Source organism: Furfurilactobacillus entadae, assembly GCF_045862745.1.
Classification (GTDB): Bacteria; Bacillota; Bacilli; order Lactobacillales; family Lactobacillaceae; genus Furfurilactobacillus; species Furfurilactobacillus entadae.
Genome location: NZ_BQXN01000030.1, coordinates 1 through 22,998 on the forward strand (window position 1 = coordinate 1; position 22,998 = coordinate 22,998).

The 22,998-nt window shown below is 45.1% G+C and carries 24 protein-coding genes, 3 tRNA genes and 1 pseudogene; 27 read left to right on the forward strand and 1 reads right to left on the reverse strand.

The genetic code is table 11. From position 1 onward, the window contains the following. Nucleotides 1-12: 12 nt before the first annotated feature. From ACKTR5_RS10500 to ACKTR5_RS10560, 13 genes are all read left to right on the forward strand, one after another. Nucleotides 13-84, forward strand: a tRNA-Tyr gene (locus tag ACKTR5_RS10500). 91 nt (nucleotides 85-175) lie between these two features. Then, a tRNA-OTHER gene (locus tag ACKTR5_RS10505) sits at nucleotides 176-291 on the forward strand. A 71-nt stretch (nucleotides 292-362) separates the two neighbouring features. Further along, nucleotides 363-449, forward strand: a tRNA-OTHER gene (locus ACKTR5_RS10510). 169 nt (nucleotides 450-618) lie between these two features. Beyond that, on the forward strand, nucleotides 619-1,158 hold the full coding sequence (locus ACKTR5_RS10515; protein ID WP_407881360.1) for a hypothetical protein: 540 nt from the start codon (nucleotides 619-621) through the stop codon (nucleotides 1,156-1,158). 355 nt (nucleotides 1,159-1,513) lie between these two features. Next, nucleotides 1,514-1,747 carry a hypothetical protein gene (locus tag ACKTR5_RS10520; protein WP_407881362.1) on the forward strand — a complete coding sequence of 78 codons (234 nt, stop codon included), beginning with the start codon at nucleotides 1,514-1,516 and terminating at the stop codon, nucleotides 1,745-1,747. A 304-nt stretch (nucleotides 1,748-2,051) separates the two neighbouring features. After that, on the forward strand, nucleotides 2,052-2,249 hold the full coding sequence (locus tag ACKTR5_RS10525; protein WP_407881363.1) for a hypothetical protein: 198 nt from the start codon (nucleotides 2,052-2,054) through the stop codon (nucleotides 2,247-2,249). Between the two features lie 12 nt (nucleotides 2,250-2,261). After that, nucleotides 2,262-2,552, forward strand: a complete 291-nt coding sequence (locus ACKTR5_RS10530; protein WP_407881365.1) for a hypothetical protein — start codon at nucleotides 2,262-2,264, stop codon at nucleotides 2,550-2,552. Between the two features lie 191 nt (nucleotides 2,553-2,743). Beyond that, the gene (locus tag ACKTR5_RS10535; RefSeq protein ID WP_407881366.1) at nucleotides 2,744-3,037 is read left to right on the forward strand and encodes a hypothetical protein; all 294 of its coding nucleotides are present in this window, start codon (nucleotides 2,744-2,746) and stop codon (nucleotides 3,035-3,037) included. Nucleotides 3,038-3,064: 27 nt separating this feature from the next. Then, a complete protein-coding gene (locus ACKTR5_RS10540) occupies nucleotides 3,065-3,202 on the forward strand; it encodes a hypothetical protein (protein WP_407881367.1) in 138 nt (45 codons plus the stop codon). A 39-nt stretch (nucleotides 3,203-3,241) separates the two neighbouring features. Continuing rightward, nucleotides 3,242-3,805 (forward strand): terminase small subunit, encoded by a 564-nt coding sequence (locus tag ACKTR5_RS10545; protein ID WP_407881369.1) that lies wholly within the window; start codon nucleotides 3,242-3,244, stop codon nucleotides 3,803-3,805. Beyond that, complete coding sequence (locus tag ACKTR5_RS10550) at nucleotides 3,786-5,105, forward strand: PBSX family phage terminase large subunit (protein WP_407881371.1); 1,320 nt, start codon at nucleotides 3,786-3,788, stop codon at nucleotides 5,103-5,105. The genes ACKTR5_RS10545 and ACKTR5_RS10550 overlap by 20 nt, the downstream gene beginning before the upstream one ends. Nucleotides 5,106-5,156: 51 nt before the next feature. Then, nucleotides 5,157-6,701, forward strand: coding sequence for a phage portal protein (locus ACKTR5_RS10555; RefSeq protein ID WP_407881373.1), 1,545 nt, complete (start codon nucleotides 5,157-5,159; stop codon nucleotides 6,699-6,701). Further along, on the forward strand, nucleotides 6,694-7,794 hold the full coding sequence (locus ACKTR5_RS10560) for a phage minor capsid protein (RefSeq protein ID WP_407881375.1): 1,101 nt from the start codon (nucleotides 6,694-6,696) through the stop codon (nucleotides 7,792-7,794). The genes ACKTR5_RS10555 and ACKTR5_RS10560 overlap by 8 nt, the downstream gene beginning before the upstream one ends. On the opposite strand, the gene ACKTR5_RS10565 is transcribed toward ACKTR5_RS10560, so the two are convergent. Further along, nucleotides 7,764-8,228 (reverse strand): hypothetical protein, encoded by a 465-nt coding sequence (locus ACKTR5_RS10565; RefSeq protein WP_407881377.1) that lies wholly within the window; start codon nucleotides 8,226-8,228, stop codon nucleotides 7,764-7,766. The two genes, ACKTR5_RS10560 and ACKTR5_RS10565, sit on opposite strands and share 31 nt — an antisense overlap. 75 nt (nucleotides 8,229-8,303) lie before the next feature. Between ACKTR5_RS10565 and ACKTR5_RS10570 the strand changes: the two genes are divergently transcribed. From ACKTR5_RS10570 to ACKTR5_RS10635, 14 genes and pseudogenes are all read left to right on the forward strand, one after another. Beyond that, the gene (locus ACKTR5_RS10570) at nucleotides 8,304-8,915 is read left to right on the forward strand and encodes a hypothetical protein (RefSeq protein ID WP_407881379.1); all 612 of its coding nucleotides are present in this window, start codon (nucleotides 8,304-8,306) and stop codon (nucleotides 8,913-8,915) included. Between the two features lie 13 nt (nucleotides 8,916-8,928). Beyond that, on the forward strand, nucleotides 8,929-9,900 hold the full coding sequence (locus ACKTR5_RS10575; RefSeq protein WP_407881381.1) for a N4-gp56 family major capsid protein: 972 nt from the start codon (nucleotides 8,929-8,931) through the stop codon (nucleotides 9,898-9,900). Between the two features lie 12 nt (nucleotides 9,901-9,912). Further along, a complete protein-coding gene (locus ACKTR5_RS10580; protein WP_407881382.1) occupies nucleotides 9,913-10,326 on the forward strand; it encodes a head-tail connector protein in 414 nt (137 codons plus the stop codon). After that, nucleotides 10,319-10,699 (forward strand): putative minor capsid protein, encoded by a 381-nt coding sequence (locus ACKTR5_RS10585; protein WP_407881383.1) that lies wholly within the window; start codon nucleotides 10,319-10,321, stop codon nucleotides 10,697-10,699. The genes ACKTR5_RS10580 and ACKTR5_RS10585 overlap by 8 nt, the downstream gene beginning before the upstream one ends. Continuing rightward, nucleotides 10,696-11,103, forward strand: a complete 408-nt coding sequence (locus ACKTR5_RS10590) for a minor capsid protein (protein WP_407881385.1) — start codon at nucleotides 10,696-10,698, stop codon at nucleotides 11,101-11,103. The genes ACKTR5_RS10585 and ACKTR5_RS10590 overlap by 4 nt, the downstream gene beginning before the upstream one ends. Beyond that, entirely contained in the window at nucleotides 11,104-11,532 is a 429-nt protein-coding gene (locus ACKTR5_RS10595) for a hypothetical protein (protein WP_407881386.1), read from the forward strand. A gap of 12 nt (nucleotides 11,533-11,544) precedes the next feature. After that, complete coding sequence (locus ACKTR5_RS10600; protein ID WP_407881388.1) at nucleotides 11,545-12,129, forward strand: phage tail tube protein; 585 nt, start codon at nucleotides 11,545-11,547, stop codon at nucleotides 12,127-12,129. Nucleotides 12,130-12,293: 164 nt separating this feature from the next. Then, nucleotides 12,294-12,833, forward strand: coding sequence for a hypothetical protein (locus ACKTR5_RS10605; protein ID WP_407881390.1), 540 nt, complete (start codon nucleotides 12,294-12,296; stop codon nucleotides 12,831-12,833). A gap of 2 nt (nucleotides 12,834-12,835) precedes the next feature. Continuing rightward, nucleotides 12,836-13,471, forward strand: coding sequence for a Gp15 family bacteriophage protein (locus ACKTR5_RS10610; protein ID WP_407881392.1), 636 nt, complete (start codon nucleotides 12,836-12,838; stop codon nucleotides 13,469-13,471). Nucleotides 13,472-13,484: 13 nt separating this feature from the next. Beyond that, nucleotides 13,485-19,313, forward strand: a complete 5,829-nt coding sequence (locus ACKTR5_RS10615) for a phage tail tape measure protein (protein ID WP_407881394.1) — start codon at nucleotides 13,485-13,487, stop codon at nucleotides 19,311-19,313. Continuing rightward, on the forward strand, nucleotides 19,313-20,134 hold the full coding sequence (locus ACKTR5_RS10620) for a phage tail domain-containing protein (protein ID WP_407881396.1): 822 nt from the start codon (nucleotides 19,313-19,315) through the stop codon (nucleotides 20,132-20,134). Before ACKTR5_RS10615 ends, ACKTR5_RS10620 begins: the two co-directional genes overlap by 1 nt. A 15-nt stretch (nucleotides 20,135-20,149) precedes the next feature. Then, nucleotides 20,150-21,250: a phage tail protein gene (locus ACKTR5_RS10625; protein ID WP_407881397.1), complete on the forward strand. Its 1,101-nt coding sequence runs from the start codon at nucleotides 20,150-20,152 to the stop codon at nucleotides 21,248-21,250. After that, a complete protein-coding gene (locus ACKTR5_RS10630; RefSeq protein WP_407881399.1) occupies nucleotides 21,243-22,376 on the forward strand; it encodes a hypothetical protein in 1,134 nt (377 codons plus the stop codon). The genes ACKTR5_RS10625 and ACKTR5_RS10630 overlap by 8 nt, the downstream gene beginning before the upstream one ends. A gap of 57 nt (nucleotides 22,377-22,433) precedes the next feature. Then, nucleotides 22,434-22,998: pseudogene (locus ACKTR5_RS10635) on the forward strand (hypothetical protein); the annotation flags it as partial.

Here is a 22,998-nt window from a genome sequence, read left to right on the forward strand (position 1 = left end):
TGCCCTGTGCATGCCATTGTAGCTCAGATGGGAGAGCACACCACTATATGTGGTGGGACGCTGGTTCAAACCCAGCCAATGGCGTAGGCACTAAATGTGCCGAGACTTGTACAAGTTCCAGTAAAGTGGCTGCTAAGCGGCCGATCGCTCACAACGGCGATCTGGAAAACGTTGAGACACTGTGGCCGAATGGTAAGGTTCCAGTCCGGTTAGATACTCTACGGAGCCTAATAAGACTGGGTTAGCAAAAAAACTCAATGCAGGTTGCGGGGTCAAATCCCGTCAGTGTCGTAGCCCCTTGAGGGCATGAAAGGACGGTTCGACCGTTCGCTGGCTTAGGTATAGCCGGAAGCTAGTTAGGCGCAATCGTAGCTCAGTCGGTAGAGCATTAAAACAGTAGGTAACTCATGATTACCGAGAGGTCGCAGGTTCGAATCCTGCCGGTTGCATTGGCTCCGGCCAAAAATAAATTATAGAAAAGAGGTGAATGTGCTTCTCTCTTTTTGTTAATTAGTCCAGCTTCATGTCTGGGCGCCATTCATACTTAGTTGGCCGCTCACTTACCGGGCGGTTTTTATAATGTGGTAAGATATTCATATTATACATGGAGGTTTTGTTATGAATATTTTAGCCACAATAGGAACTGTTCTTCTTTTTGTCTTGATTATTGTTATTCAACAGTTGCCAAAACATGTTAGTGCAGACGTAATTAAAAGACTGGAATTTAGCAATAATCGTCAGCTACAAGTTGAACAATATTTTAGACAAATAGGCGGTGATGAATTACAGTCTGTATTAAATGATTGGACTGAATACATTACTAAAATGGATGAAAAGAATAAAGAACTAGGCACCGACAAAGGCAGACAAAACTTTATTGATTTAACACATAAAACACTGTTGTATGGTTCTAAAAAGACAGTAGTTTTACTATCGCTACTCAATCAATACAATTACAAAGGTCAAGGTGACGGCGGAGCAAAGTTTATGATTTACATGGCAAACCTTATTGCGTCTTTAAAATATGATTTCACTGGTTATGAAATGAACCCACTGGATCTATTAATGACAAAGATAACAGATTATGATGAAGAAAAAGCTCATTACGAAAAATGGAACGATGAAGTTAAAAAAGAAGTGGAAGATGGTTTGAATTAGTGAGGTGCATAAATGTTTAATGTCAGCAATTACGTGACGATTGTTTTTACTGCAGTTGCGACGTTGGCCATTATTATTGGTATCTTTATTTATTGGTATTTACATCGTGGAAAGTAAAACGTCCTTCGGGGCGTTTTTATTTTGCAGTGCGCTTTAAACTTAACCAATATGGGTCAGGAAGCCCAATGCGCAGTTAACATTATTAAACGGCCACTTGATTGTGGCATTACATAGTAGGCGGTTAGTCATAACGACTGGCTTTTTAATTTTGAATAACAACGCCTTTATTGTGTATTTTTTCACAATAAAGCGTTATAATTATTAATGGATAATATTAAGCTTGGAGGCATAGAATATGGACGTACTAAAATTTCATGCGGTGTTAGATGATGTGGTAGAAACGACATTACCAGATGTAGGCCCGATTAAAGTAACAACTCGTAAGCTTGGCAGTAGCTACTATCAGTTTGACATTACAACGACCAGGGACCGATTCAGCGAGGTTGAACATGTGTTAAATGATCACTGCATGTTACACATTGATGAAATTCCTGTGGTAGCGACAATCACAGATGAAAATGAGCAATAGTATATAGCAGGCGGTTAGTCATTAGACTGGCCGCTTTTTATTTGGATGAATGATGCTGAACAAAGCAGAGCGCGAGTGGATATTACGTTTTGTGTAATGACCACTTTTTGATTATAAATAAATTCAGAAGAAAGGTGTGCAGATAGTTGCAACATGATTAAAACAAAATTTGGTTACATGACCAGGGAGGAAGCCAAGATATGTGGTGATCTTGAACGGTGGTTAAAACAAAAGAAGCAAGCAGAGCGTCGTCCAAACGGGCGGCGTTTTTCTGTGCCAAAAACTAGAGTATGGAGGGCAAAAGATGTACAAGATAAGGATTCATCTAGACACTGACGATTATGTGGATAGTTATTATAATGATGAAGCGGAACGACATGATCGTTACTTAATGGCCGCTAATACAATAGCGAATGGAAATGGCGGGATTGAAGTTGAAAATGACCCCTTGCGCACAACGATTAGCACAACCCATATTGTGTCTGTTGAAGAATTGCGTTAAGAGAAGACACAAATGAAATATAGGAAAAAGCCAGTTGTAATTGAAGCTGTGAAATTTGTAAACACGGCGGAATGTCTCGAGACTTTGCAAGATGAACTTGGTATGAATCCGGTAAGAGTAGACTACAAAAATGAGCGACATCCTGTGCTAAAGATTGGAACACTTGAAGGCATGATGACAGCACAAATAGGCGACTACATCATTAAGGGCGTGCATGGTGAGTTGTATCCGTGTAAACCAGATATCTTCAAGGAAACATATGAGGTAGCGGATGATAAGAAAAAACAAAAAAGCCCAATGTGACTGGGCCTTGGTTAGTAAAACTATTTAGCTCTCCGTGGCGTGGTTCGTTTGTAACCTGGCTGCTTTTTGGATGGAGCCACGGTTACAGTTTTGGGACCACTTTTGTGTGGATTGGCTGGAAAATTACGGTGCTCTGGTTGTGCCATATATAATCACCTCCTCGTACCTATTTTACATCAAAGGGGAATAATATGAGAGTTCCATCAGTTGTGAATGTAATGGGAATTAAATATAAAGTACGGTATGAAGATGTACCAGTAGCAGATGGTATTACTGTTTGGGGATACACAGAGTTTGATCAGGCATTGATTGTGCTAAAACGTGATATGGCAAAACAGAAAATTGCGCAAACGTTTATTCATGAACTGACTCATGCCATGATCCATGAAATGGGTGATGATGAGCATTCAAATGATGAGACAATCGTTAACCCGCTTGGAAATGTTATCTATCAGGTAATGAAGGAAAACGACATTAAATTATAACTGTTGTTGATTAAAGGTGGTGGCATTATGGAATTAGAGACTGATCGTATTCTTATGGCAAAGATGAGAACGACATTTGTTAGGTTAAACGGCATGACCGTTAAGGAAACGGATACCTATTTGAAAGCAAATGATTTATGGCTCGAATTTAAGTTTGTCAAATAATTCCAATAATTGAGGAGCAGGAGGTGGCGGTGATATGTAATGGTACGGAAACTAACTGATAAACAGCGGATATTTGCTGAGGCTTATGTAAAAGAGCCGAACGCCACCAAAGCCGCGATTTCTGCCGGTTATAGTCAAGGTACTGCCCGATCAATTGGAGCAGAAAACCTTACAAAACCTGACATTAAAGAATACATTACTGAAATGATGGATGAGATGGCTTCTGAGCGCATTATGGACAGCACAGAAGCCATTGAACTACTTACACGCATTGCTAGAGGCGAAGAGACCGAAACGGTGTTTGTGCCTACGATAGACGGCGGTGCAATTGAGAAGGAAAAAGAAGCGGATATAAAAACTCGTATTACTGCCGTTAAAGAGATACTTAAGCGGTACCCCGGTAGTGATGAAAGAGCTGAGGCCGAGTTAAAGAAGCTTAGTGCTGATGCTCGTCAGTCAGATGCTAAGGCTCGAATTGCTGAACACGAGGCCGACGAAATTGAGGGTAAGGGTGCTACTAACCCATTACTGACAGCCTTGAGTACACAAGCTACATCATTAATACCTGAGGAGGATAACCCAGATGAGGACACCACTGACTAATGTACATTACGGGGCTAAACAGTGGGCTTTTATAAATTCTCTGTTTGATCACACGTTTGATGTCAATGAGGGTTCTATCCGTTCGGGTAAAACGGCTGCGGATGACGCACGGTTAGCAATGTTCTATCTGGCGACACCAGACGCCAATCATCTAGTCAGTGCATACAACCAGGAGTTAGCCTATAACCTGTTTATCGAGGGTGATGGCATGGGATTAGCATACATCTTCGATGGTTCAAGCCATTTACGGCGTGATCGAGGTGGCGACCATTTGGCTTTAGACCTGCCGAGCGGCGAGAAGAAAATTTACTTTAAGGGTGGCGGTAAGTCGAACAGTGCTAATGCTATCCGTGGGTTATCTTTAGGCTCGGTTGCGTATTCTGAAATTCAACTGCTCAATAAAGAGTTTCTTGAAGAGACGTTTAGACGGACAGCGGCGGCGACATATCGTTACCATCTGGCCGATTTAAACCCGCCAGCACCGCAAGACCCAATCATTAAGTTCTTTGATGACCACGACGCTCATTGGCTCCACTGGACCATGAATGATAACCCGATTATGACGCCAGCTAGACTGGCAACCATGAAAGCTGAACTCATTCGCAACCCGTATCTGTACAAGCGTGACTGGCTAGGTTTGCGGGTGATGCCACAAGGGGTTATCTATGACATGTTCGATCAAGACACTATGACTGATCAGATGTTAATTGGTAAACCGGTTGAGATGTTCTTTGAAGGCGACGCCGGGCAAGACGATGCCACCACTATGAGCTGTAATATTGTCACAAGCGTCCGTCAACCTGATGGGCGCTTTAAATTTGTGCTCAATCGTGTAGCTAACTACTACCACAGTGGGACAGAGACCGGCCAAACCAAGGCGATGAGCACGTACGCAGTTGAGCTGAAACGATTCATTAACTGGTGTGTGAAAACGTACCAGTTGCAATACAGTATGGTTCAGATTGACCCTGCGGCACTGTCACTGCGACAGGAACTCATCAAGGTTGGCGTTCGTGCTGGTAAAGCCGACAATAATGGTCATGATCACGTTGGTGCCGCTAAGGGGATTGAAGTCGGGGTAGAGCGGATGCAGTCGCTAATGAGCGACGGTCAGTTTGCACTTGTTGACACGCCAACAAGTGGACTGGCAGAGCAAAGCTACGACCATTATCACTACATTAAGGAACTAGGTATGTATGTGCGTGATGAGGCCACAGGCAAGCCAGTAGATGCAAATAACCATGCAATGGATGAGAGCCGTTATGCGGCCAACTACTTCACAAAAAAGTATAAGAGGTGATTAGCCTTGTTTAATAAAATCCACGACTGGATAAAGGGGGTGTTAGTCAAAATGGGATTAGCAACAACATTGCAGAACGTAACAGACCACAAGAAAGTAATGGTGGATGACCAGCAATACTCACTGATTAGTGAATGGTTTACCATTTATCAATCACATCCAGGGTGGCAACGGATTCACCGGCAACTACCGGATGGGACGTTCCTTGATCGCCAAATGTATTCACTCAACATGGGACAGGTGTCAGCTAAGAAAATGGCGAGCCTTGTGTTCAATCAAAAAGCGTTGATTTCGGTGTCTAAGCACCAAGACAAGAAGCCGGAGCAGACTTCACCTGATGACTACGACAACGCCGAGAACAACTTCATTCATGGAGTGCTACAAGACAACCATTTTTACCACAACTTTGAGCGATACCTTGAGTATATGTTTGGCACCGGTGGCATTGTGCTACGTCTGTACACCGACCGTGGCAAGGTCAAAATTCGGTTTGCTACCGCTGATTCATTCTATCCAATCTCATCAGACGCTAACGGCGTTACTGAGTGCGTCATCGCCTCGTCAATCGTCAGCAATGGACAGCGCTATACATTGCTTGAATGGCACGAGGAAGACGACAGCTCCTACATTGTTACCAATGAGGTGTACAAGAGTGTTGATGACAAGGGTAATGATCTTGGCATGAAGATTGTTGACTGGTCTGTATTACCGGAAGCCTTTAAGAACATGGCACCACAGACCCGTTACTCCAAGGCGTTGTATTCACAACCAACGTTTATCTACCTAAAGCCCAACCTAGCCAATAACCTCGAGATGAGTAGTCCACTTGGTGTACCCATCTATGCCAATGCCAAGGACACACTTAAAGAACTAGATGAAGCTTTTGACATGTTGTGGCAAGAATTCAAAATGGGACGTCGACGCATTGTTGCACCATCTAGCCAGTTAGAAAGCAGCGTTGATCCAGTTACTGGGAAGCGGCGCTTCACGGTAGACTTCAAAGAAGAAGTTTATATGCCGTATTCAACGGAAATGAGTGGCGGAGATGGTGAAAGTACCAAGCCGACTGACATTACGTTACCACTGCGCAATGAATCCATTGTGGCGGGTATTAACGACCTGCTGCACATGTACGCTTCGCAGGTTGGATTTAGTTCAGATGCGTTCACGTTCGACTCTAAGACAGGCATGGTCACGGCTACGGCTGTTGTGAGCGAAAACTCGGATACTTACCAAACTAAGAACAGCCACGAAACCTTGATTGAGGATGCGCTACACCACATGTGCCAAGTAATCGTTGAGTTGGCTCACAATGACCCATCGGTGCAGTATAGTGGTGTCACTGATATTGACGTATCGGTCAACTTCGATGATTCAATCGCCAAGGATCGTGACGAGAACCTCAAGTATTACATGACCGCGAATGGTAACCGGCCCGTGATGTCACAACTTGAATCAATCAAGCGTGCCATGAGCGTTACTGACACAGAAGCACAAGAAATGCTGGATAAAATTAACGCTGAATCTGCCAACGTCGAGGGTGACATTAGCGACATTGTGGGTGGCAACGGTAAAGACGGTGAGGCTAATGCTTGATCCGTGGGACCTAGATAAAGTCGCCGCCAAAGATTCACAGAACTTCGCCGATGTTGAGGGCTTAATCTGGCAGCACATTGCGAACGTGTTAGCTGAGGAGCAACAGAACCAAGCGGATGATACGCCGCCTTCTAAGTGGCAGCAGGAAATGTTGAACCATGCCGATGACATTCGTAAGTATGCTAAGCAAGTGACCGGTAAGCCACAAGAAGACGCCGTGTTGACGTTAATGACGACGTTGGGGCCAATGAGCTATAACAATGTTAAACGGGCTGAAGAATGGTTGGTGACGCACTCTCATAAACCAGTGGCGCACATCGGCGACACCGCTACAATTGCCGCTGAGGTTGCTAAAGGGCAGAAAGACGGCGAGAAGTATCTGACAATTGCTCGCAACAATATGTCTGAGAACGCCTACACACAGTTCAACAAGATTGTGACCACAGCAGCGTCGGACATGCGCACTGGTACAACATCGATTAAAGCATTGAGCAAGGCGGCTAAGCAGTGGGCCGACCAGGGCATACCAGCGCTAATTGACAAGGCGGGCCGCCACTGGTCGCCAGACGTTTACATTAGGACCGTCATTGAAGCCTCGGTGAACAATACGACCAATGCGGTTGAGCTGGCCCGCTACAAGCAATACGGCGCCTTAGTGAAGATTAGTTCACACGCTGGGTGCCGCCCGTCACACCTGCGATTCCAAGATCATATCTACTCATTAACGGGTGATACCGACAAGTACCCCGATTTTGAATCAGCAACCGGCTATGGAACTGCCACAGGGATTGGCGGTATTCATTGCCGCCACCACACCTTGCCTTACATTGAGGGCGAGGGCTACATGAAGGTTCCCCAAATGGACGCAGACAAAAACGCCGCTATGTACGCTAATAAGCAAACACAGCGGCGTTTGGAATCTAATGTTCGTAAAGCTAAACGGCAACAAGTAGCCGCCGAGAAATTGGGTGATCCGGCAGATGTTGATAATGCTAAGTGTTTGGTTAAGCGCCGTCAGAAAGCCGTACGTGAGTTTACTAATGAACATAAATTAACTAGACGTTATGATCGTGAATCTTTTACTATAAAATGAACCCACAGCTGAAAGAAAAGGTACCCAAATCCAAAACATGAAGATCCTAACAAGGCACAGTCATAGAGCTGTGCAAATTGCGAATGAGTATTGAACGTTAAAGAAATGATTCCAAAAATAAGCATGGGCAAAGAAAAAAGCAACGCTTTCCCCATTGATGCAAAAGACGCGAAATCTTCTCTATCCGTAGAATCTAAAATGAATCTATTTTGGGCAGAACTAGAGCCAATAAGTATAATTATTAATACAAGTGTTGGAAAATAAAAATTAGAGTTTTTAAGAGACACAAATGTTCCAAATGTAGAGGCGCTGGCAGAGACCAGCGTGGTGGAAAGGATAAACGTGTTAAGCGATGATGTAGCCTGTTTTCTTTGCCTTTCATGTAATAACGCTTTTAGTTGTTTAATTTCATCGTTACTCAAATTTTCATTCATAGATGATCACCTCGTCCTAAGTATGACATTAAAAGGCTTATTTTTTATACACAAAATTAGGAAAGGAGCAACAATATGGCAGAAGAAAATCCAACGCCAACAGCAACTGATCCAACTCCTGCGCCAGCACCGGCACCGGAAACACAACCAACTCCTTCGCCGGTCGACACGCAGAAGGTGGCTTCAGATGCCCGGGCTGAATTGTTAAAGTCGCTAGGCTTTGATAATGAGGACGACTTAAAAGGCTTGGTTGATCAACATAACAAGGAAGTAGAGGCTAACCAAACCGAACTGGAGGCTAAGTCTGGGGAGCTTGAGAAAACAACTGGAAGGCTCTCTCAAGCGGAAACGGAACGGGATAACGCTTTGGCTCAAGTGGCGGCACTTAAGTTAGGAGTGGCAGACGACCATTTGAATGACGCATTGGCGCTTGCTAAGGCTGATCTGGCTGGCAAGACTAACGGTGTTAAGACGATTGACGACGCTCTGGCCGGTGTATTAGAACGCAACCCAGCGTTTAAGGGTGAATCTGGGCCAGCTTCAACGGCAGTGGCAGGACAAAACCTTGGCGGTGGTATGCCAGTGACGGTCCCAGATTTATCTAAGATTAGCTATGAAGAAGCAGCTAAACTCAAACTGGAACACCCAGATATTTATAAACAAGCAGCTTTAAAGCTGTCAATTTAGGAGGAAAGCATAAATGGCTAATGATATTACTGTATTAGATAACCTGATTGATCCACAGATCATGACGGCACAGATTTCTGCAAAGTTACCAAAGGCAATCCGCTTTGGTTCCATTGCTCCCATTGATACAACCCTGGAAGGACAACCAGGAGATGTAATCACGGTTCCACGTTACAAGTACATTGGAGATGCTACTGACGTTGAAGAAGGCGGCGCAATTGACTACGCTATGCTGACAACGGACACTGATACATTCACCATTAAAAAGGCTGGTAAGGGTGTAAAAATCACTGATGAAGCAGCATTGAGTGGCTATGGTGACCCTGTCGGTGAAGGCCAACGCCAAATTACAATGGCGATCGCCTCAAAGATTGATAACGACATTTTGGCGGCTGCCATGAAAGCTCGGTTGAAGTTGACTTCTGGCGTTGACGTAACGACGCTGGATATGATTGATTCCATTGAAGCGGCGTTCAACGATGACACGAGTGAGTACGCAGTTGAAGGTGATTCCTCTGCCACTGGTGTTTTGTTCATGAATCCAAAGGATGTCAATAAGTTGCGCAAGGCGGCTGCCGAAAACTGGACACGTGCTACTGATTTAGGTGACAACATCTTGATCAACGGTACGTTTGGCGAGTTGTTAGGCTGGCAAATTGTTCGCTCTCAGAAGATTGCTGTTGGGTCAGCGCTAGCAGCCAAGCCCGGGGCAATGAAGACCTTTATGAAACGTGGGGTATTAGCCGAAAAGGGACGTGACATGGATAACAAGGTTACCAAGTTCAACGCGGATGAACACTATGGTGTTGCAATTTACGATGACACTAAACTGCTTGTTATTAACCCATTTGACGTTGATGGTGGAACAGTTATTGACCAAAATGTTACGAAATCTCCTGATACTTCGGTTAAATCATCTGTTAAACGTGGGACTGCTGCTAAAACATCTACAACGGGATCAGGTACTACAACACCCAGTAAGTAACGAGGTGATCTAATGCAATGGGTTGAACAATCTTTCTATCAAGATACTTACCACGGGCAGACGATCACAAGCGACCAAGATTTCGCACGTTTAGAGGCTCGTGCCGAGGATATGGTTAACGAGTATGCCAATCATTACTTCGATAGTCATGGTCTCGAAGATTTGCCACTGGATGCTGACCGCCTAAATGTTAAGAAGGCCGTTTGTGCACAGATTGAGTGGTTTCTTGATGCCGGTGGTGTTGAGGAACTTGCCAATGCCAAACAGTCTGCTGGCGGTCTCACTCATGTGTCTGTGGGTAAGTTCAACTACGATAAAGCAGCGTCTGTGAGCCTGCCTCGTGGGACAGCCCAACGCTCGAACGTAGCTATTAATTACCTGCGGCCAACGGGCCTACTTTACAGAGGAGTTGGTCAATTTGGTTGATGCAATCCCGTTAGAACTACTATTAGATTCAATCAAGGTATTGCCGGACCAGCCAGACAAGGATAAAGACGATTCGTGGAGTGCCGAAGATTCAACCGTTGACGACATCAGTTACATCATTAGCCATGTCCGCGTTGACCCTGCAGCCGGTGTGTCGGTCCAGTCGGTGGGGGGTGGCGCAACTGTAACGACCATTACCGGTAATTACATGCTGTTTGTGGATGCTGTTAACTCAGCACCACTCCAGCAACTGCCACAGGTTAATGATCACGTAGTGGTTAGTTCAACTGGTCAAAAGTTGCTGGTTAAGTCGTTTGACCCAATCTATGACTTTGGTACCCATGTCCACCACTGGGAAGGGGTGCTGTCATGAGTAATCAGGTTAGTTGGGGCATTTTAAATACACTCACGAATGACTATTTGCTAATGAACATGCTCAAGGACAAAATCGTCACAGATGTTGACCCGTTTATTCCCAATCTGAATGGCAACTTACAAAAGAGTGTTACTCGTATCACTCGACCACATGGGGTCACGTTAATCTGGAATGAGCCGTATGCCCAGTACGTTTACGGTGGTAAGGCCATGGAATACCCAGCTGGCACGCCCGTTGGATGGGCTGCCAAAAAGGGTTACAAGAAAGTCGTGACCAATCGGCCGTTGCATTACACCGATGATGTGAATCCACAGGCACAGGGCCACTGGGTTGATCATGCATGGTTGGTTAATGGCCAATCATGGGAGCAGCTTATTATGCATGGATTGGGGGCCAAATAAATGGGACAGGTAAATCTTGACCTTGATCAGGCGGTTAACAAGTACATTAGCGCAAACGTTGAGTTATTTACCAAGATGGAACTGGGCAACAGCTACCCTCCGGGCAACACCCTTAGCTATGAAGTTCAACCAACAGGCCCAGCGGTCCGTTATTACAACGGAATCCGTAAGCGGGCTTTTTCTTTTGCCATCACGTCGAAGCATACCAAGAGCATTGTGTCATTGAACACGTTGAATGCCATTATGGACGCGATGGAAGATGCGACACATGTTTCAATCAAGAGCGGTAATGGCTCTTTCAAATTCATAAACGCCAAGACGACTGAATCTGCACATATTATTGCCACCGCTCAAGATGATGCTAATAAGGATTCGCAACAGTATTTCGTTTATCAAGGCGTTTTTCAAGTAACGGTAATTTTAAATTAGGAGGCTAATTACATGGCAGACGCAGTAGCAACAAAAAACGTACTCGGAAGTATTCAAGAAAACTACTTAGACGAATACTGGGTGGGTAAAAAGGATTCGACCGGAAAGATCATTTGGCTTTATTTGGCTGATGGTATTACGAACGTAACACCTAAGTACACCGATAAAAAGAAGACCGCCGCTTACTACAACGGTGGTGGACAAGAACGCAATACGATCACTGGTGTTACTTCTTCATACGATATCAGTGGTGACCGTTCAATCGGTAATCCCGCGCAAGATGATATTGCTTCTATGAAGCAAAAAACTGGTTCTGCCCGTGAACGGATGTTCCGTAAGTGTCAATATTTGCAAAACGATGACGGTTCACTGACCCTACACACTGTTGAAACTGGGATGGGTACATTCTCAGATATCGACGATGGTGGTGGTGCAGCTGATGATAATGGTGGGTTCAAGACAACGTTAAGTTACAATGCTTCACCTGCAACTATTGGGCCAGATGCAACTGCTGATCTAGTATCTGTATTGGCAGATACACCATGTCAGAACGTTGACATCATGGGTGTTACGTTAACCAATACGGCGAGTAAATAACAACCAATCATCTCAACCAGTAACGCCAGCTTCACAAGCACCGCAGGCTAGTTCTGCTGCACCGCAATCAGATGCAGCTAAGCCAACGGATGATGCAACGGCGTAATTTATAGACGGCTTCGGCCGTCATACATAGAACACACTAAAATTATGGAGGTCTACACATGTCAGATGTAATTAGCTTAACCATTCCCAATGACCACTTAGATTTTGAAATCGGTGGTAAGACGTTTACAGCTTCGTTTTCCGATAAGTCCGTCGCTGTCTTTAAGGCGACTGCCCTAGAAATCGAAAAGCACGAGGTTCATATCGTGCAAGAAGTCGATCGGCTGGCAACGGAAGCCACTGCCAAAAAGGACGCAGCGCGAAAGAAAGAAAACGGTGAGTTGAAGCCCGATAGTGTCCGCTTGCAGAAGACCTTAGCAGCGATTGACCGTGATTACAATCAGCGGTTTGTCAACGCCTATGAAAAGGCCGACAAAAAGGCTGGGGAACAATACAAACAGTATTTGGATGATTTGTTTGGTGCTGGTTCTGGTGAACAAATTTATAAAATCTGTTCAGAATCTAGCAACGTGTTGTCTAAAGTTGTGACCCAGGTTGTTACCAATATGACACAAGCGACAGATCTATCTGATTATCGCCAACGCTATGCCAATCAGATTGCGGCTATTAAAGCCAGTGAGACACAAGTAGGTGAATAGCCATGAGTTTTACCGAGGTCAACGTTGATTATGTAGATTTCGAGGGACGGCGTTATCGTCTTGATCTCTCGTTTCGGGTGGTGTTGTTGTACTTTGAGTTGATTAAAGACGAAGGATTGACGCCACAAGAACGGATTGAGTTAGCAACCGACTTATTGGTAGACAGCGATGCTAGTAATCTTGATGTACCAGAAAAATCCAAGTTATTAGATACTATCTTTCACGAAAAACTGTATACAGAGCGGGAGAAGCGCCGAGAAAAGCTGTTTAAACACAGCAAGCCATCGTTTGACTTTGACGCTGATGAAGATTTAATTAAAGCCGGGTTTCAGCAGCAATACGGGATTGACTTAGACACGGCTAATTTAAGTTGGTCCAAGTTTAACGCTATGCTGGATGGTCTGACGGATGATACTCAGTTTCGCAAAGTGACCACGTACCGAACGATTAAGGTAAACGACGATATGTCAGACGAACAAAAGGGGCTCATCAATAAGATGAAGCTCCTTTATTCGTTAGATGAACCAGAGCACGAGGGCAAGTTTACTAAATCGGAGCTTGACCTAGTGTTAGCTGGCTTAGATATGCCACACAAAGCACTAAAAATGCAGGAACTCAGAAAAGCAGGAAAGATTTAGGAGGTATTAGCGTATGGCCGTTGATGGGGCTGTCAGAATTAACGTTGATTTAATAACTAAACAGGCCCTAGCCGGCGCTAAGACATTAGATCAGGCCTTAAAGGGTGTGGATGTTAACCCAGCGTTGGCGACACATGTTTCCGAGTTTACAAAGAGCTTGGCGGCCAGTCGGGCAACTGTGCAACAGGCCCGTGCTGAAGTTGATAAGTTAGCGAAGAGCGAGGGCAACAACAGTGACAAGCTAAAAGAGGCCAGAAAGGCCCTAGCACAAGCCGAAGCTGAACAAGGCAAAATGATTCAGCAATTAAAGCTGAGTGCGTCAGCGTGGAAGTCTGTGGGGTCTGAGCAAGAAGAAGCCGGGCTAAAGACATCGGCCAACGTTTCCAAGTTAAAAGGGCTACGCACACAGTTGGCTGCCAATCAGGCTGAAATCGTGCGGACGGCTGATCAGTTGCGCCATCTTACCCAAGATGAAAATGCTAATGGTGCGGAGGTCGCGGCCACCCGGACTAAATACCAACAGTTACAAGCGCAACAACAGGCGTTAGTTGTTGAATCCGGTAAATTAGATAAGGCTGTCGGCGGGCTAACACCGGCGATGGCCGCGTCTGCGGATAAAGCATTGGTGTTATCAGGCCGCTTTAAAGAGGCCGGTGAAAACATGCAGAACCTGGGTCGGACGGCCACCATGGGCGCGACATTGCCAATTGTGACGGGGTTTGGCTTGGCGTATAAAGCCGCGTCAGACTTCCAATATCAATTACAGGATATTCGCAAGGAAGTGCAAGCTCAAGGCTACTCAACCCAGCAAGTAAACGGGATTATGAAACAGTTGTCATCGGACACGTTGTCATGGTCTAAACAGTTTGGGGTCGGGACCAAAGAAATCAACGACGGGATGTTTGAGCTGGTTTCTAATGGGTACAACGTCAAGCAGGCTATGGGCATGATGCCAAGCCTGTTAAAGACGATGACGGCTAACTCCGACAAGTCTGGTCAGTCCATTAAGCTAACGGCGTCCATGCTGGAGCAGTTCGGGCAGAACTTAGGTTCTAACGGAACAGTTATTAAGAACGGTAACGCGTTAATGAACCAGATGACTGAGGCAACACATAAGTCAGCCATGTCACTTGGGGATTTGCAAGAAATCAGCGGGAACGCCGGGGCTGCCATGCACGCCATGGGCGTTAAGACTAACGAGTTTCTAGCCATTTCTGGGCGGTTGAAGTCGGCCGGGATTGATGCTAGTTCCGTTGGGACTGGTTTGTCTGCTATGATGACCCGGTTAGGTACTGGGACCGGGCAAGCCGCTGCTGATTTGAAGAAGTACAACATTGCTATCTATGATTCACATGGCAAGATGAAAGATGTCTTCGACATCATCGGTCAGATGCAAAATGCCTACAAGGGCATGAACGATCAAGAACGCCAGAAGTTTATGTACGACACGATTGGTCAGGAAAACATGAAGGTTGGTATGACCTTGATGGACGCCAACCTAGGCCGGTACAAGTCATTGTCTGATGAGATTGAACATAGCAATGGCACGGTCGATAAGTACAACAAGACCATGCGTGACACTAGCCAGTTCTCACAGCAGCAGTTTAAGGCCTCACTTCAAGCGCTCGAAATCGAGTTCGGACAAAAGTTATTACCAACCATTACGCCAGTGATCAAGGAAATCACCGACCTGATGAAGCGATTTACCGAATTAGATGGTCAAACGCAGCAGAATATTATTCATACCGCTCTATTGGTGGCCGCCGCCGGACCAGCGTTAAGTCTGCTGGGTAAAGGGACGTCATTAGTGGGGCTTTTTGTTAACAAAAATACACGTCTATTAGAGCAGCTGGTACGTTTAACGGCAGGAACTAAGGGCGTGGGCGGCGCGTTGGAAGAAAGTGCGTACAGTGCAGTCAAGGCCGGGACTTCCGTTTCCGGAGTGACAAGCAAGATGGGGCTGTTTTCCACGGCTACACGCGGCGTATTGAGCGGCTTGTCAGCTATTGGACCGATGTCCGTGGCAGCTGATGCAGGTATCGGTACACTTGCGCTAGGAGCTGCACCCGCAGCACTGGCAATCGCTGGTATTGGAACAGCGGCATTTCTCGCCATCAAGTCAGAGCGGGAACATGAAGCGGAGATTGATAAGCATAACAAGAAAATCGACGAGTTCGGTATGAACGTTAGCGACGCTACTGGGAAGGCCCTGAAAGGGTTCAACGATCTACATGCCGGTGCTGAAAATGACATGACATTACTAGATACATCGGTTGGGAAGCAGTCACAAAAGCTGTCCAGCGATGTTGTAGATAAGTACTCAAAAATGGCTGATATGGTCGTCAATAAGTTTAAGGGTATGAAGAATGACACGCTTAGCGTGCTTGATGATATCGGCAAGAATTTTGGCGAAGAAGGTAACCAATGGGCTAAAGGTGTTGGCGACAGTGTTAAGACACGGACCGATGGGACTGTATCGGCAATTAAGGACGCCAAAAAAACCATTAACGATTTGTATAAGTCATTAGATGGTGATTTATCTAAAGCTAACTCGACCCAACAAGCAGAATTGACAGACGCACAAAATACTATTGCCGAAGGAGCGACGGTATTTGCAAAATCATATCAAGACCAGCAGATGATTTATCAACGCTATGTTAATGACCATGGCGATATTACTAAAAAAATGTATGGCACAGATCAAAAACAAGCGGATAAATCATACAAGTCAGTGGCCGACGCAGCCGACAAAGATTTTAAAAGCAAGAACAAAAAATTGAAAAATGCTTATGATCAAAACGAGATCGACTACAAAGAGTACACCACTGGATTAGATGCCATTGACGCCGAGAAAACAGCAAATAAAGCTAAAGCGAACATCCAGTATTTGAATACCGAAAAAGCATTTTCGGATAAATATAAAAATAACGGTGAGGAGATGCTCAGAAATGGTCAGAAATTAAACGAGGCTGAAACTCGACTGGACGCACAAGGAAATAAACAGTACTTCGACAAAATGGACCAGGCCTGGTTGTATCGCAGTGCCTGGATCGGTACAGCAAAGGAAGATAACGAAAAGTATATTCAACAACAAAAAACGGCTCACGGAACATTGCAAAAGAATCTGGATGACTATCAAAAATCCCAAGAAAAAGCATACAAAGCCATGGGAATGAGTTCTAAGCAAGCCAAGTTGCAGGCGGAAGTTGATGTTCAAGATTTAACGAACACTCTTTCCAAAAGCGATGAAAAAATCGCCGCCGCCGCAACAAAGCAGCACGCTTCGTATGTCAAAGGATTGACTGATGGGTCTCAAGGATCAGTAACAGAAGTTGCGGCAAAATGGGGACTAAACATTGCCGATGCAACACAAAAGGTTGACCTAGGAAGATACGGGAAAAAGTCAGCCCAAGACTTCTGGAATGATTTTCAATCTGGCAGCAAGGTTGGTTTTAAGGAGGCCGAAGTTTACTTCCAATCGATGTTTGATGATTGGAAACGGGTCGGAAACTCTCAATTTAACGATTTGGCCAATTCCGAAAAAAGCACTTTGCTCCAAGGGTTAGAATCCGGAGCAGTAACTATGAAACAGGCTGTTAAACAATTTGGAAAATCAATTTTAGATGCATTTCCGCAGGATCTTTCGACAGTTGGTCAAACCGAGTGGGATACGCTACGGCAAGGTCTAGAAAACGGACAGTTGAAGAGTGCTGATGTACTTAAAAAGTTTGGGGCTTCGGCACTGGACATTTTCCCGAATGACTTAACACAACTGGGAGAAAACGACATTAAAACGCTCCAAAAAGGTTTGGGCAAGCAATTTGATGCTGCAACATTGCAGCAAAAGTACGGTGACCAATTTACCCAGATTTTTCAACAAGACCAGGTATTAAGCAAGATTGCTGATAATGACATGAAGACGTTACAGCTTGGTTTGTCCTTGGGAGTTATCAACAAAGACCAGCTTGGGGCGCAATACAAACAGCAGCTAGATTCGATTTATGGACAAGACCTTTCCAAACTCGGTAAGGATTCAATCTCAACACTTGCTCAAGGGTACAAACTTGGTATACCAGAAGCGACTACGCAAATGGACGCACTGGAAAAAATGGTAGGTGATAAAACAAAAATTGATGTCTCCGGGCATGGGAAAGAGACAATGGCTACGTTGAATAAACAATATCTGGACGGAAAAGTAACTTCCGAAGATTATTTCAATGATTTAGCCCAATTTTTGCGTAAAACTTCTAACGTTACATTAACTCCCGAAGGTATTGCCACAATGGGAAGCTATAATAATGGTTTAGGGAGCCAAAAAGAAGTGGTTACGGGAACTGTTAAAGGAATTCGTACTGATGCAGAAAGCAACACTATTCCAAGTGGGGTTGTGTATAGTAATGGTCAACAATTTTCAACGGGATGGTCCAATGGGATAGATTCAAAAGGTGACCTTCCAGTGACTTCAACGTTCAACATTATGAATGGGATTGTAGGAAACATGAACACCTCCGCTGATGCAATTAATACCATCTCTAAGGGAACGGGTGGATCAGGAAACGCAGTAAGTAAGCCAGGAGGTCAAGGATTTAATAAACCAACGAGCATATCACAATTTAGGCACGCCACTGGTACACGTGGACAATTAACTCGGCCTGAACTGGCTATGGTTGGTGATGGTGGCCGTAGTGAATTGATCGACTATGGTAATGGTCAATTGGAATTGTCCCCAGACAAACCAACAATGCGACATTTACCAGCCGGCTCCACGGTTTTTAATGGTCAAGACACATTGCGAGTGCTTCCAGCATTGAAAGCTATGGGTGTGCCAATGCACGCTACTGGGACTGGTGGGAATATTGCCGACTGGTTTAAAAACTTGTTTGGCGATGTATTTAAATTCTTTGAACACCCAATTGAAAACTGGGAAAAATTAATTGACCAGTCTTATGACATGAAGCCGTTTGGGAGTGATCCAACAACAATTGGCTCAAGCACGAAAACTTGGGAAAAGAAACAGACTAGCTTTTTAGAAAAGTTAAAACAAGAGATTGAAGCTATTGGAACCGGGCAAGGCCATGTTGACATGGATACGTTTAGTAAGGCCGCTCATATGGCTGCTTCATTAATGAATCAAACCCTTTCCGATGGTGATATTGCCCATTTGTATTTCCAAGCTATGACTGAATCAAGCGCCAATCCTTCACAAGGCGGCGGATATGATGACCATGATGGTAGTGGATTACCAATGGGCATTTTCCAATATAAGCGCGGTACGTTTAGCTCTTGGGCAGTACCGGGGCACACAAATATCTTAAGCTTGATGGATCAGCTGCTTGCTGTCCTCAACGATAGTAACTGGCGTTCAGACTTTCCACCAATAGGCGTTAAACGTGGTTGGGGACCATCTGGTCACCCAATGTACGATAAAGGTGGTATCTCTTACGCAAAACAATTGGCATGGGTTTCTGAACACGGTCAAAAAGAAATCCATATTCCAGACGATCAGTCAGCCTACTCAAAGGAACTGACTGAGGACGCGGTTAAGATGTCGTTTGGTCAACAAGCATTTGTGGCAACGACGGCGGAACAAGCGTCAGGCTTCCGGCCAACTGTTATGGCAGCACCGCAACCCGTGCAGTTAAGTACACAGCAAGCAGGACAACAGGTTAATAATGGCGGTCTTGGTGGTGAACTAAAAGGGTTAGTAGATGCTTTGAGTTCGAAGATGGTCAACATCAATTTGCAACTGGATAACGGCGTATTATTTAATGCACAATATCCGCTGATTAAGCTGGCATTGGGTCAGGATGTAACGATTGATAAGACGAGAGGAGGTAAGTGATGAATCAGCTAGATGTGGAGATTATTTTAAAAGATGGTACTAGCCATTGGTTATCTGATTTAGGCATTCAGGTAGAAAAGTTTTCACCACCAGCGCCATCATTTTCGCGGAGTTATACTCCCATTGGGATGTATAGCGTTGTCGCGTCTGATATTCACACAACAGAGCGCAAGATTCCGCTTGTGTTCGATGTACGAACGGAAGACACACCAGAGCAAGAGTTAGCACGTTTACAGGTTTTTGACCTGTTTCGGGGTTATGAAGACTTCTATGTAATCAGTAGTGTGGCCCCTTTCATTCGTTGGCCCGTCCATGCCGACGATGGGTTTAGTTTTGATCCTTACGGAGCGTCACCAATCATTACTGAAGATATTACGGTTAATTTGGTGGCAACAAGCGGATTCGGTGAGACCGTCAACACAACGGATGCCATGGATAAGCCGGCCTTTTTGGGATTCGACATCCCATTTAGTTGCTTGCCACCGTACCATTTTCAAGATCAGACTGAGGTACAGGTGTTCGTTGGTGGTAGTATTCCGTTAACGTCCGATGGCAAACCGGCCACTTTATTCTTCCATGGTGACGTTAGCAGCCAATTGACGATTAAAAACAAAACGACCGGCCAAACTTTCCAACTTAACCAGTCGCTCAATAAGAACCAAGAACTAATTTTATACGGCATGGTTCCAGTTGTTGACGGCGTGAACGTTTACGACAAAGGAAACCATGCCTATTTAGACTTTGCGAAAGGTATCAACGAATTGACCATTAGCGGTGCAACTAACTTTGATCTGACGTTTACTACTCGTTATTACGTTTAGGAGGGGAGGAATTACATGCTGTACTTACGTGATGTGTCTGGCAATGAAGAACCAATACAACCCACGTCAGCTACGTTAACTAATACGCTTAATCAGATTGCTAAACTTGACGTGTCATTTTTAAACAACGGTTTGAATGAAGCAGCGGCGGGAATGTTACAACCTCGAACGCTGCTGGTTGACAGTACAACTGGTGAACAGTACAGGATTCAGACAACAAGTGGCGCCAACGTAGGCGATTACCGTAGCTGCAAAGCCACCTTTCTTGGCGTTCTTCATGATTGGAATGACCATTATATAGAAAGCGTGTTAACGGGATCGCAATCGTTAGATTCTTGCATGAAGCTAATAACGGCTAATACTGGTGTGACATATGCCATTCACGATAATTTCGATAATTACTCATTTAGTGAGAATTTTGGTGGTGGAAAAGGTTTCGACCTGTTTTTGAACACGTTAATGAGTGATTTTGGGTTTGAATGGTCATACAGTAATGCACATGTAGACATTTACAAGAAGGTTGGCAAAGACAAAGCTTTCGTGTGGTTGGATAACCTCGACTTGTTCTCGCTGAGTGATCAAGGTGATTTTACTGCCATTGCCACACATATTAAAGGAACAGGCAAGATGGATGAGAACCAGCACCCACAGGCTACGGCTGATTATACAAGCCCAAATGCAGCGCAGTGGGGCATTATTGACGCTGATCCAGTGAGTGATGAACGCTTTACTGACAACAACTCATTGCTGGACTATTTGAAGACGAAGATTCAGGACACACCACAGGTTCAACGAACAGCAACACTTAACCAATTCGATCAGAACACACCGCGTGGTAAAACCAACGATGGTCATATTGGTAACTACGGGTATATCCGGGATCGCAACGGTGTGGATGTATTAACGCGCGTGAGTGAAACGTCGAGCGACTTGGTTAATCCTGAATCCAAAAGTGTTACATTTGGTAATCTTGACCAGAGTTTTACCCAAATCATGGCTGGTTTAAAGACGGCGCATGATGATTCAGGTAAGACGATTGAATCATTGAAAAATGAAGCGGCTAAGTGGAAGCCAGATATTGCCATCTTACCGAAAGTTGGTGAAGTAGATGACTGACATTAGGCCTGTGGCGTTTCCGGGAACAGAGCAACAATTTTATCCGCAGACGCACGTTAATGCGGTTATTGGATTAACCGGCCAGTTCTTGTATACCCAAATTAAGCCGTTGCTTGACTGGAACGATATCGCCAACAAACCGAAACTTGTGACGCAGAATGATCTAACGACTGCCATTGATGGAATTCAGGTGCCAACCATCACTTGGGCCAGTATTGCAGATAAGCCGGATGTGGCAACTAAAGCGGATGTAGCTACCGCAGTCGGTGCAGTCAAAGTGCCCGACGTGAGCGGCTTGGCTAAGCAGTCGGATCTCGCGTTAACTCAAAAGTACGGTTTGCCAAGCAATTACTGGATTAACAAGACGCAGACAGTCGGGAAGTCATTAGATTCTAATGGCTTGCCGACCGTCATTAATGCTAAGGCAATCACTTCTGATTTAATCGCTTATGATTCGGCAGCGCAATTAGTTTGTGTTGGCTGGGGTGCTGAACCTAACGACCAGCTGACTGTGGCTTTCTTTGATTCAAACAAAAAGTTTTTAAGTTCTACAATCTGGACAATTACAGCCAAGGGAACGGGTGATCGCCCCCGGTCAATCATCGAGTTTTACAAATACGCGGTTGCTTCAACAGCCTACATCCGGATTAGTTGCGGGTACAGTAATTCACCACAATGTATGGTAGTTAGCGCTGTGTTTGAGCAGCACGATTTTGTGCCAGCGTTAGCCGACTTGGAAGACAACCAGTATCCGCTTGTGACAGATTTGTCCTCCAAAATAACACCGTTTAATGCCAATTGGAGCGTTGGCAGCCCAGTCGTTGAGGAGGTTCGATTGTCAGCTAATAGTGGATATTTAAAGGTCAACGCAACTATCTTAAGCGCAAGCGAACAGGCAGCCAATATTCAATGGGACGCCGTTAATATCACTGGCATTGTTGGAACGCCTAAACTGCCCGTGGACACCAGGGTTGGCATTGGAGTTAGCCAGGTAAATGCGGGCGTTGGCAACGTGGTGATGTCTGGTTTGGTCAACGGCGGTGTGACGCTTGGCGCCACGTACATGTTTAGTGTTAGCAGTAATTTCCCACGGGCCTTCGATGCGCGGATTCCACTCAAATATTAGGAAGGGGGCGTAGTTACGACATTACTAGAACAAACACAGCAGTATTCCTATTTAGCGATGACCTTTGACGAAATCAAATGGCCCGGGCCTACGATTAGTCATTTAATCGCGTCGAATGATGGGTTCAACTGGGATGAGTTAAAGCAATATGATTTTGGCTGGCGAGATCCGTCATTGGCGCAATTCAATGATTATTGGTACATCATTTATACCGGTGGTATTGTTCGAACAAAGGACTGGGAACAGTTCGATCAATTGTCTTATCCGATTGACAAACCAGGTTGTATGACCTGGGCGCCAGAGTGGGTCAATGACAAGAACGGCTGGCACATCATTTATGCCCAAACGCCACCTAACGGGACTGAGCAGGACTTCGATTTGTTCGTTGTCGATTTTGACCCGGACACAGGCAGCATTGACATGGCAACCAGTCAAAAGGTGGTCGCAAATTATGTCAAGGGTAGCCCGATTGATCCGAATATTAATTTTATCGACGGTTGGTACTATCTATGGGCCCGTGAGCGTGATTTTGTTGTTCGACTGTACCGGAGCGACGCACTGTCGGGGCCTTACACGCCAGTCGCCACTAATTTTCCTGATGTTCAAAGCGGGCTGAATGACG

What these genes read in the sequence shown, in the direction of transcription:
- ACKTR5_RS10605 (WP_407881390.1), top strand. Translation starts at nt 12,294, where the DNA reads ATGTCAGATGTAATTAGCTTAACCATTCCCAATGACCACTTAGATTTT.
- ACKTR5_RS10625 (WP_407881397.1), top strand. Translation starts at nt 20,150, where the DNA reads ATGCTGTACTTACGTGATGTGTCTGGCAATGAAGAACCAATACAACCC.
- ACKTR5_RS10545 (WP_407881369.1), top strand. Translation starts at nt 3,242, where the DNA reads ATGGTACGGAAACTAACTGATAAACAGCGGATATTTGCTGAGGCTTAT.
- ACKTR5_RS10595 (WP_407881386.1), top strand. Translation starts at nt 11,104, where the DNA reads ATGGGACAGGTAAATCTTGACCTTGATCAGGCGGTTAACAAGTACATT.
- ACKTR5_RS10515 (WP_407881360.1), top strand. Translation starts at nt 619, where the DNA reads ATGAATATTTTAGCCACAATAGGAACTGTTCTTCTTTTTGTCTTGATT.
- ACKTR5_RS10565 (WP_407881377.1), bottom strand. Translation starts at nt 8,228, where the DNA reads ATGAATGAAAATTTGAGTAACGATGAAATTAAACAACTAAAAGCGTTA.
- ACKTR5_RS10590 (WP_407881385.1), top strand. Translation starts at nt 10,696, where the DNA reads ATGAGTAATCAGGTTAGTTGGGGCATTTTAAATACACTCACGAATGAC.
- ACKTR5_RS10560 (WP_407881375.1), top strand. Translation starts at nt 6,694, where the DNA reads ATGCTTGATCCGTGGGACCTAGATAAAGTCGCCGCCAAAGATTCACAG.
- ACKTR5_RS10570 (WP_407881379.1), top strand. Translation starts at nt 8,304, where the DNA reads ATGGCAGAAGAAAATCCAACGCCAACAGCAACTGATCCAACTCCTGCG.
- ACKTR5_RS10520 (WP_407881362.1), top strand. Translation starts at nt 1,514, where the DNA reads ATGGACGTACTAAAATTTCATGCGGTGTTAGATGATGTGGTAGAAACG.
- ACKTR5_RS10535 (WP_407881366.1), top strand. Translation starts at nt 2,744, where the DNA reads ATGAGAGTTCCATCAGTTGTGAATGTAATGGGAATTAAATATAAAGTA.
- ACKTR5_RS10610 (WP_407881392.1), top strand. Translation starts at nt 12,836, where the DNA reads ATGAGTTTTACCGAGGTCAACGTTGATTATGTAGATTTCGAGGGACGG.
- ACKTR5_RS10580 (WP_407881382.1), top strand. Translation starts at nt 9,913, where the DNA reads ATGCAATGGGTTGAACAATCTTTCTATCAAGATACTTACCACGGGCAG.
- ACKTR5_RS10620 (WP_407881396.1), top strand. Translation starts at nt 19,313, where the DNA reads ATGAATCAGCTAGATGTGGAGATTATTTTAAAAGATGGTACTAGCCAT.
- ACKTR5_RS10615 (WP_407881394.1), top strand. Translation starts at nt 13,485, where the DNA reads ATGGCCGTTGATGGGGCTGTCAGAATTAACGTTGATTTAATAACTAAA.
- ACKTR5_RS10530 (WP_407881365.1), top strand. Translation starts at nt 2,262, where the DNA reads ATGAAATATAGGAAAAAGCCAGTTGTAATTGAAGCTGTGAAATTTGTA.
- ACKTR5_RS10600 (WP_407881388.1), top strand. Translation starts at nt 11,545, where the DNA reads ATGGCAGACGCAGTAGCAACAAAAAACGTACTCGGAAGTATTCAAGAA.
- ACKTR5_RS10525 (WP_407881363.1), top strand. Translation starts at nt 2,052, where the DNA reads ATGTACAAGATAAGGATTCATCTAGACACTGACGATTATGTGGATAGT.
- ACKTR5_RS10575 (WP_407881381.1), top strand. Translation starts at nt 8,929, where the DNA reads ATGGCTAATGATATTACTGTATTAGATAACCTGATTGATCCACAGATC.
- ACKTR5_RS10540 (WP_407881367.1), top strand. Translation starts at nt 3,065, where the DNA reads ATGGAATTAGAGACTGATCGTATTCTTATGGCAAAGATGAGAACGACA.
- ACKTR5_RS10630 (WP_407881399.1), top strand. Translation starts at nt 21,243, where the DNA reads ATGACTGACATTAGGCCTGTGGCGTTTCCGGGAACAGAGCAACAATTT.
- ACKTR5_RS10555 (WP_407881373.1), top strand. Translation starts at nt 5,157, where the DNA reads ATGGGATTAGCAACAACATTGCAGAACGTAACAGACCACAAGAAAGTA.
- ACKTR5_RS10550 (WP_407881371.1), top strand. Translation starts at nt 3,786, where the DNA reads ATGAGGACACCACTGACTAATGTACATTACGGGGCTAAACAGTGGGCT.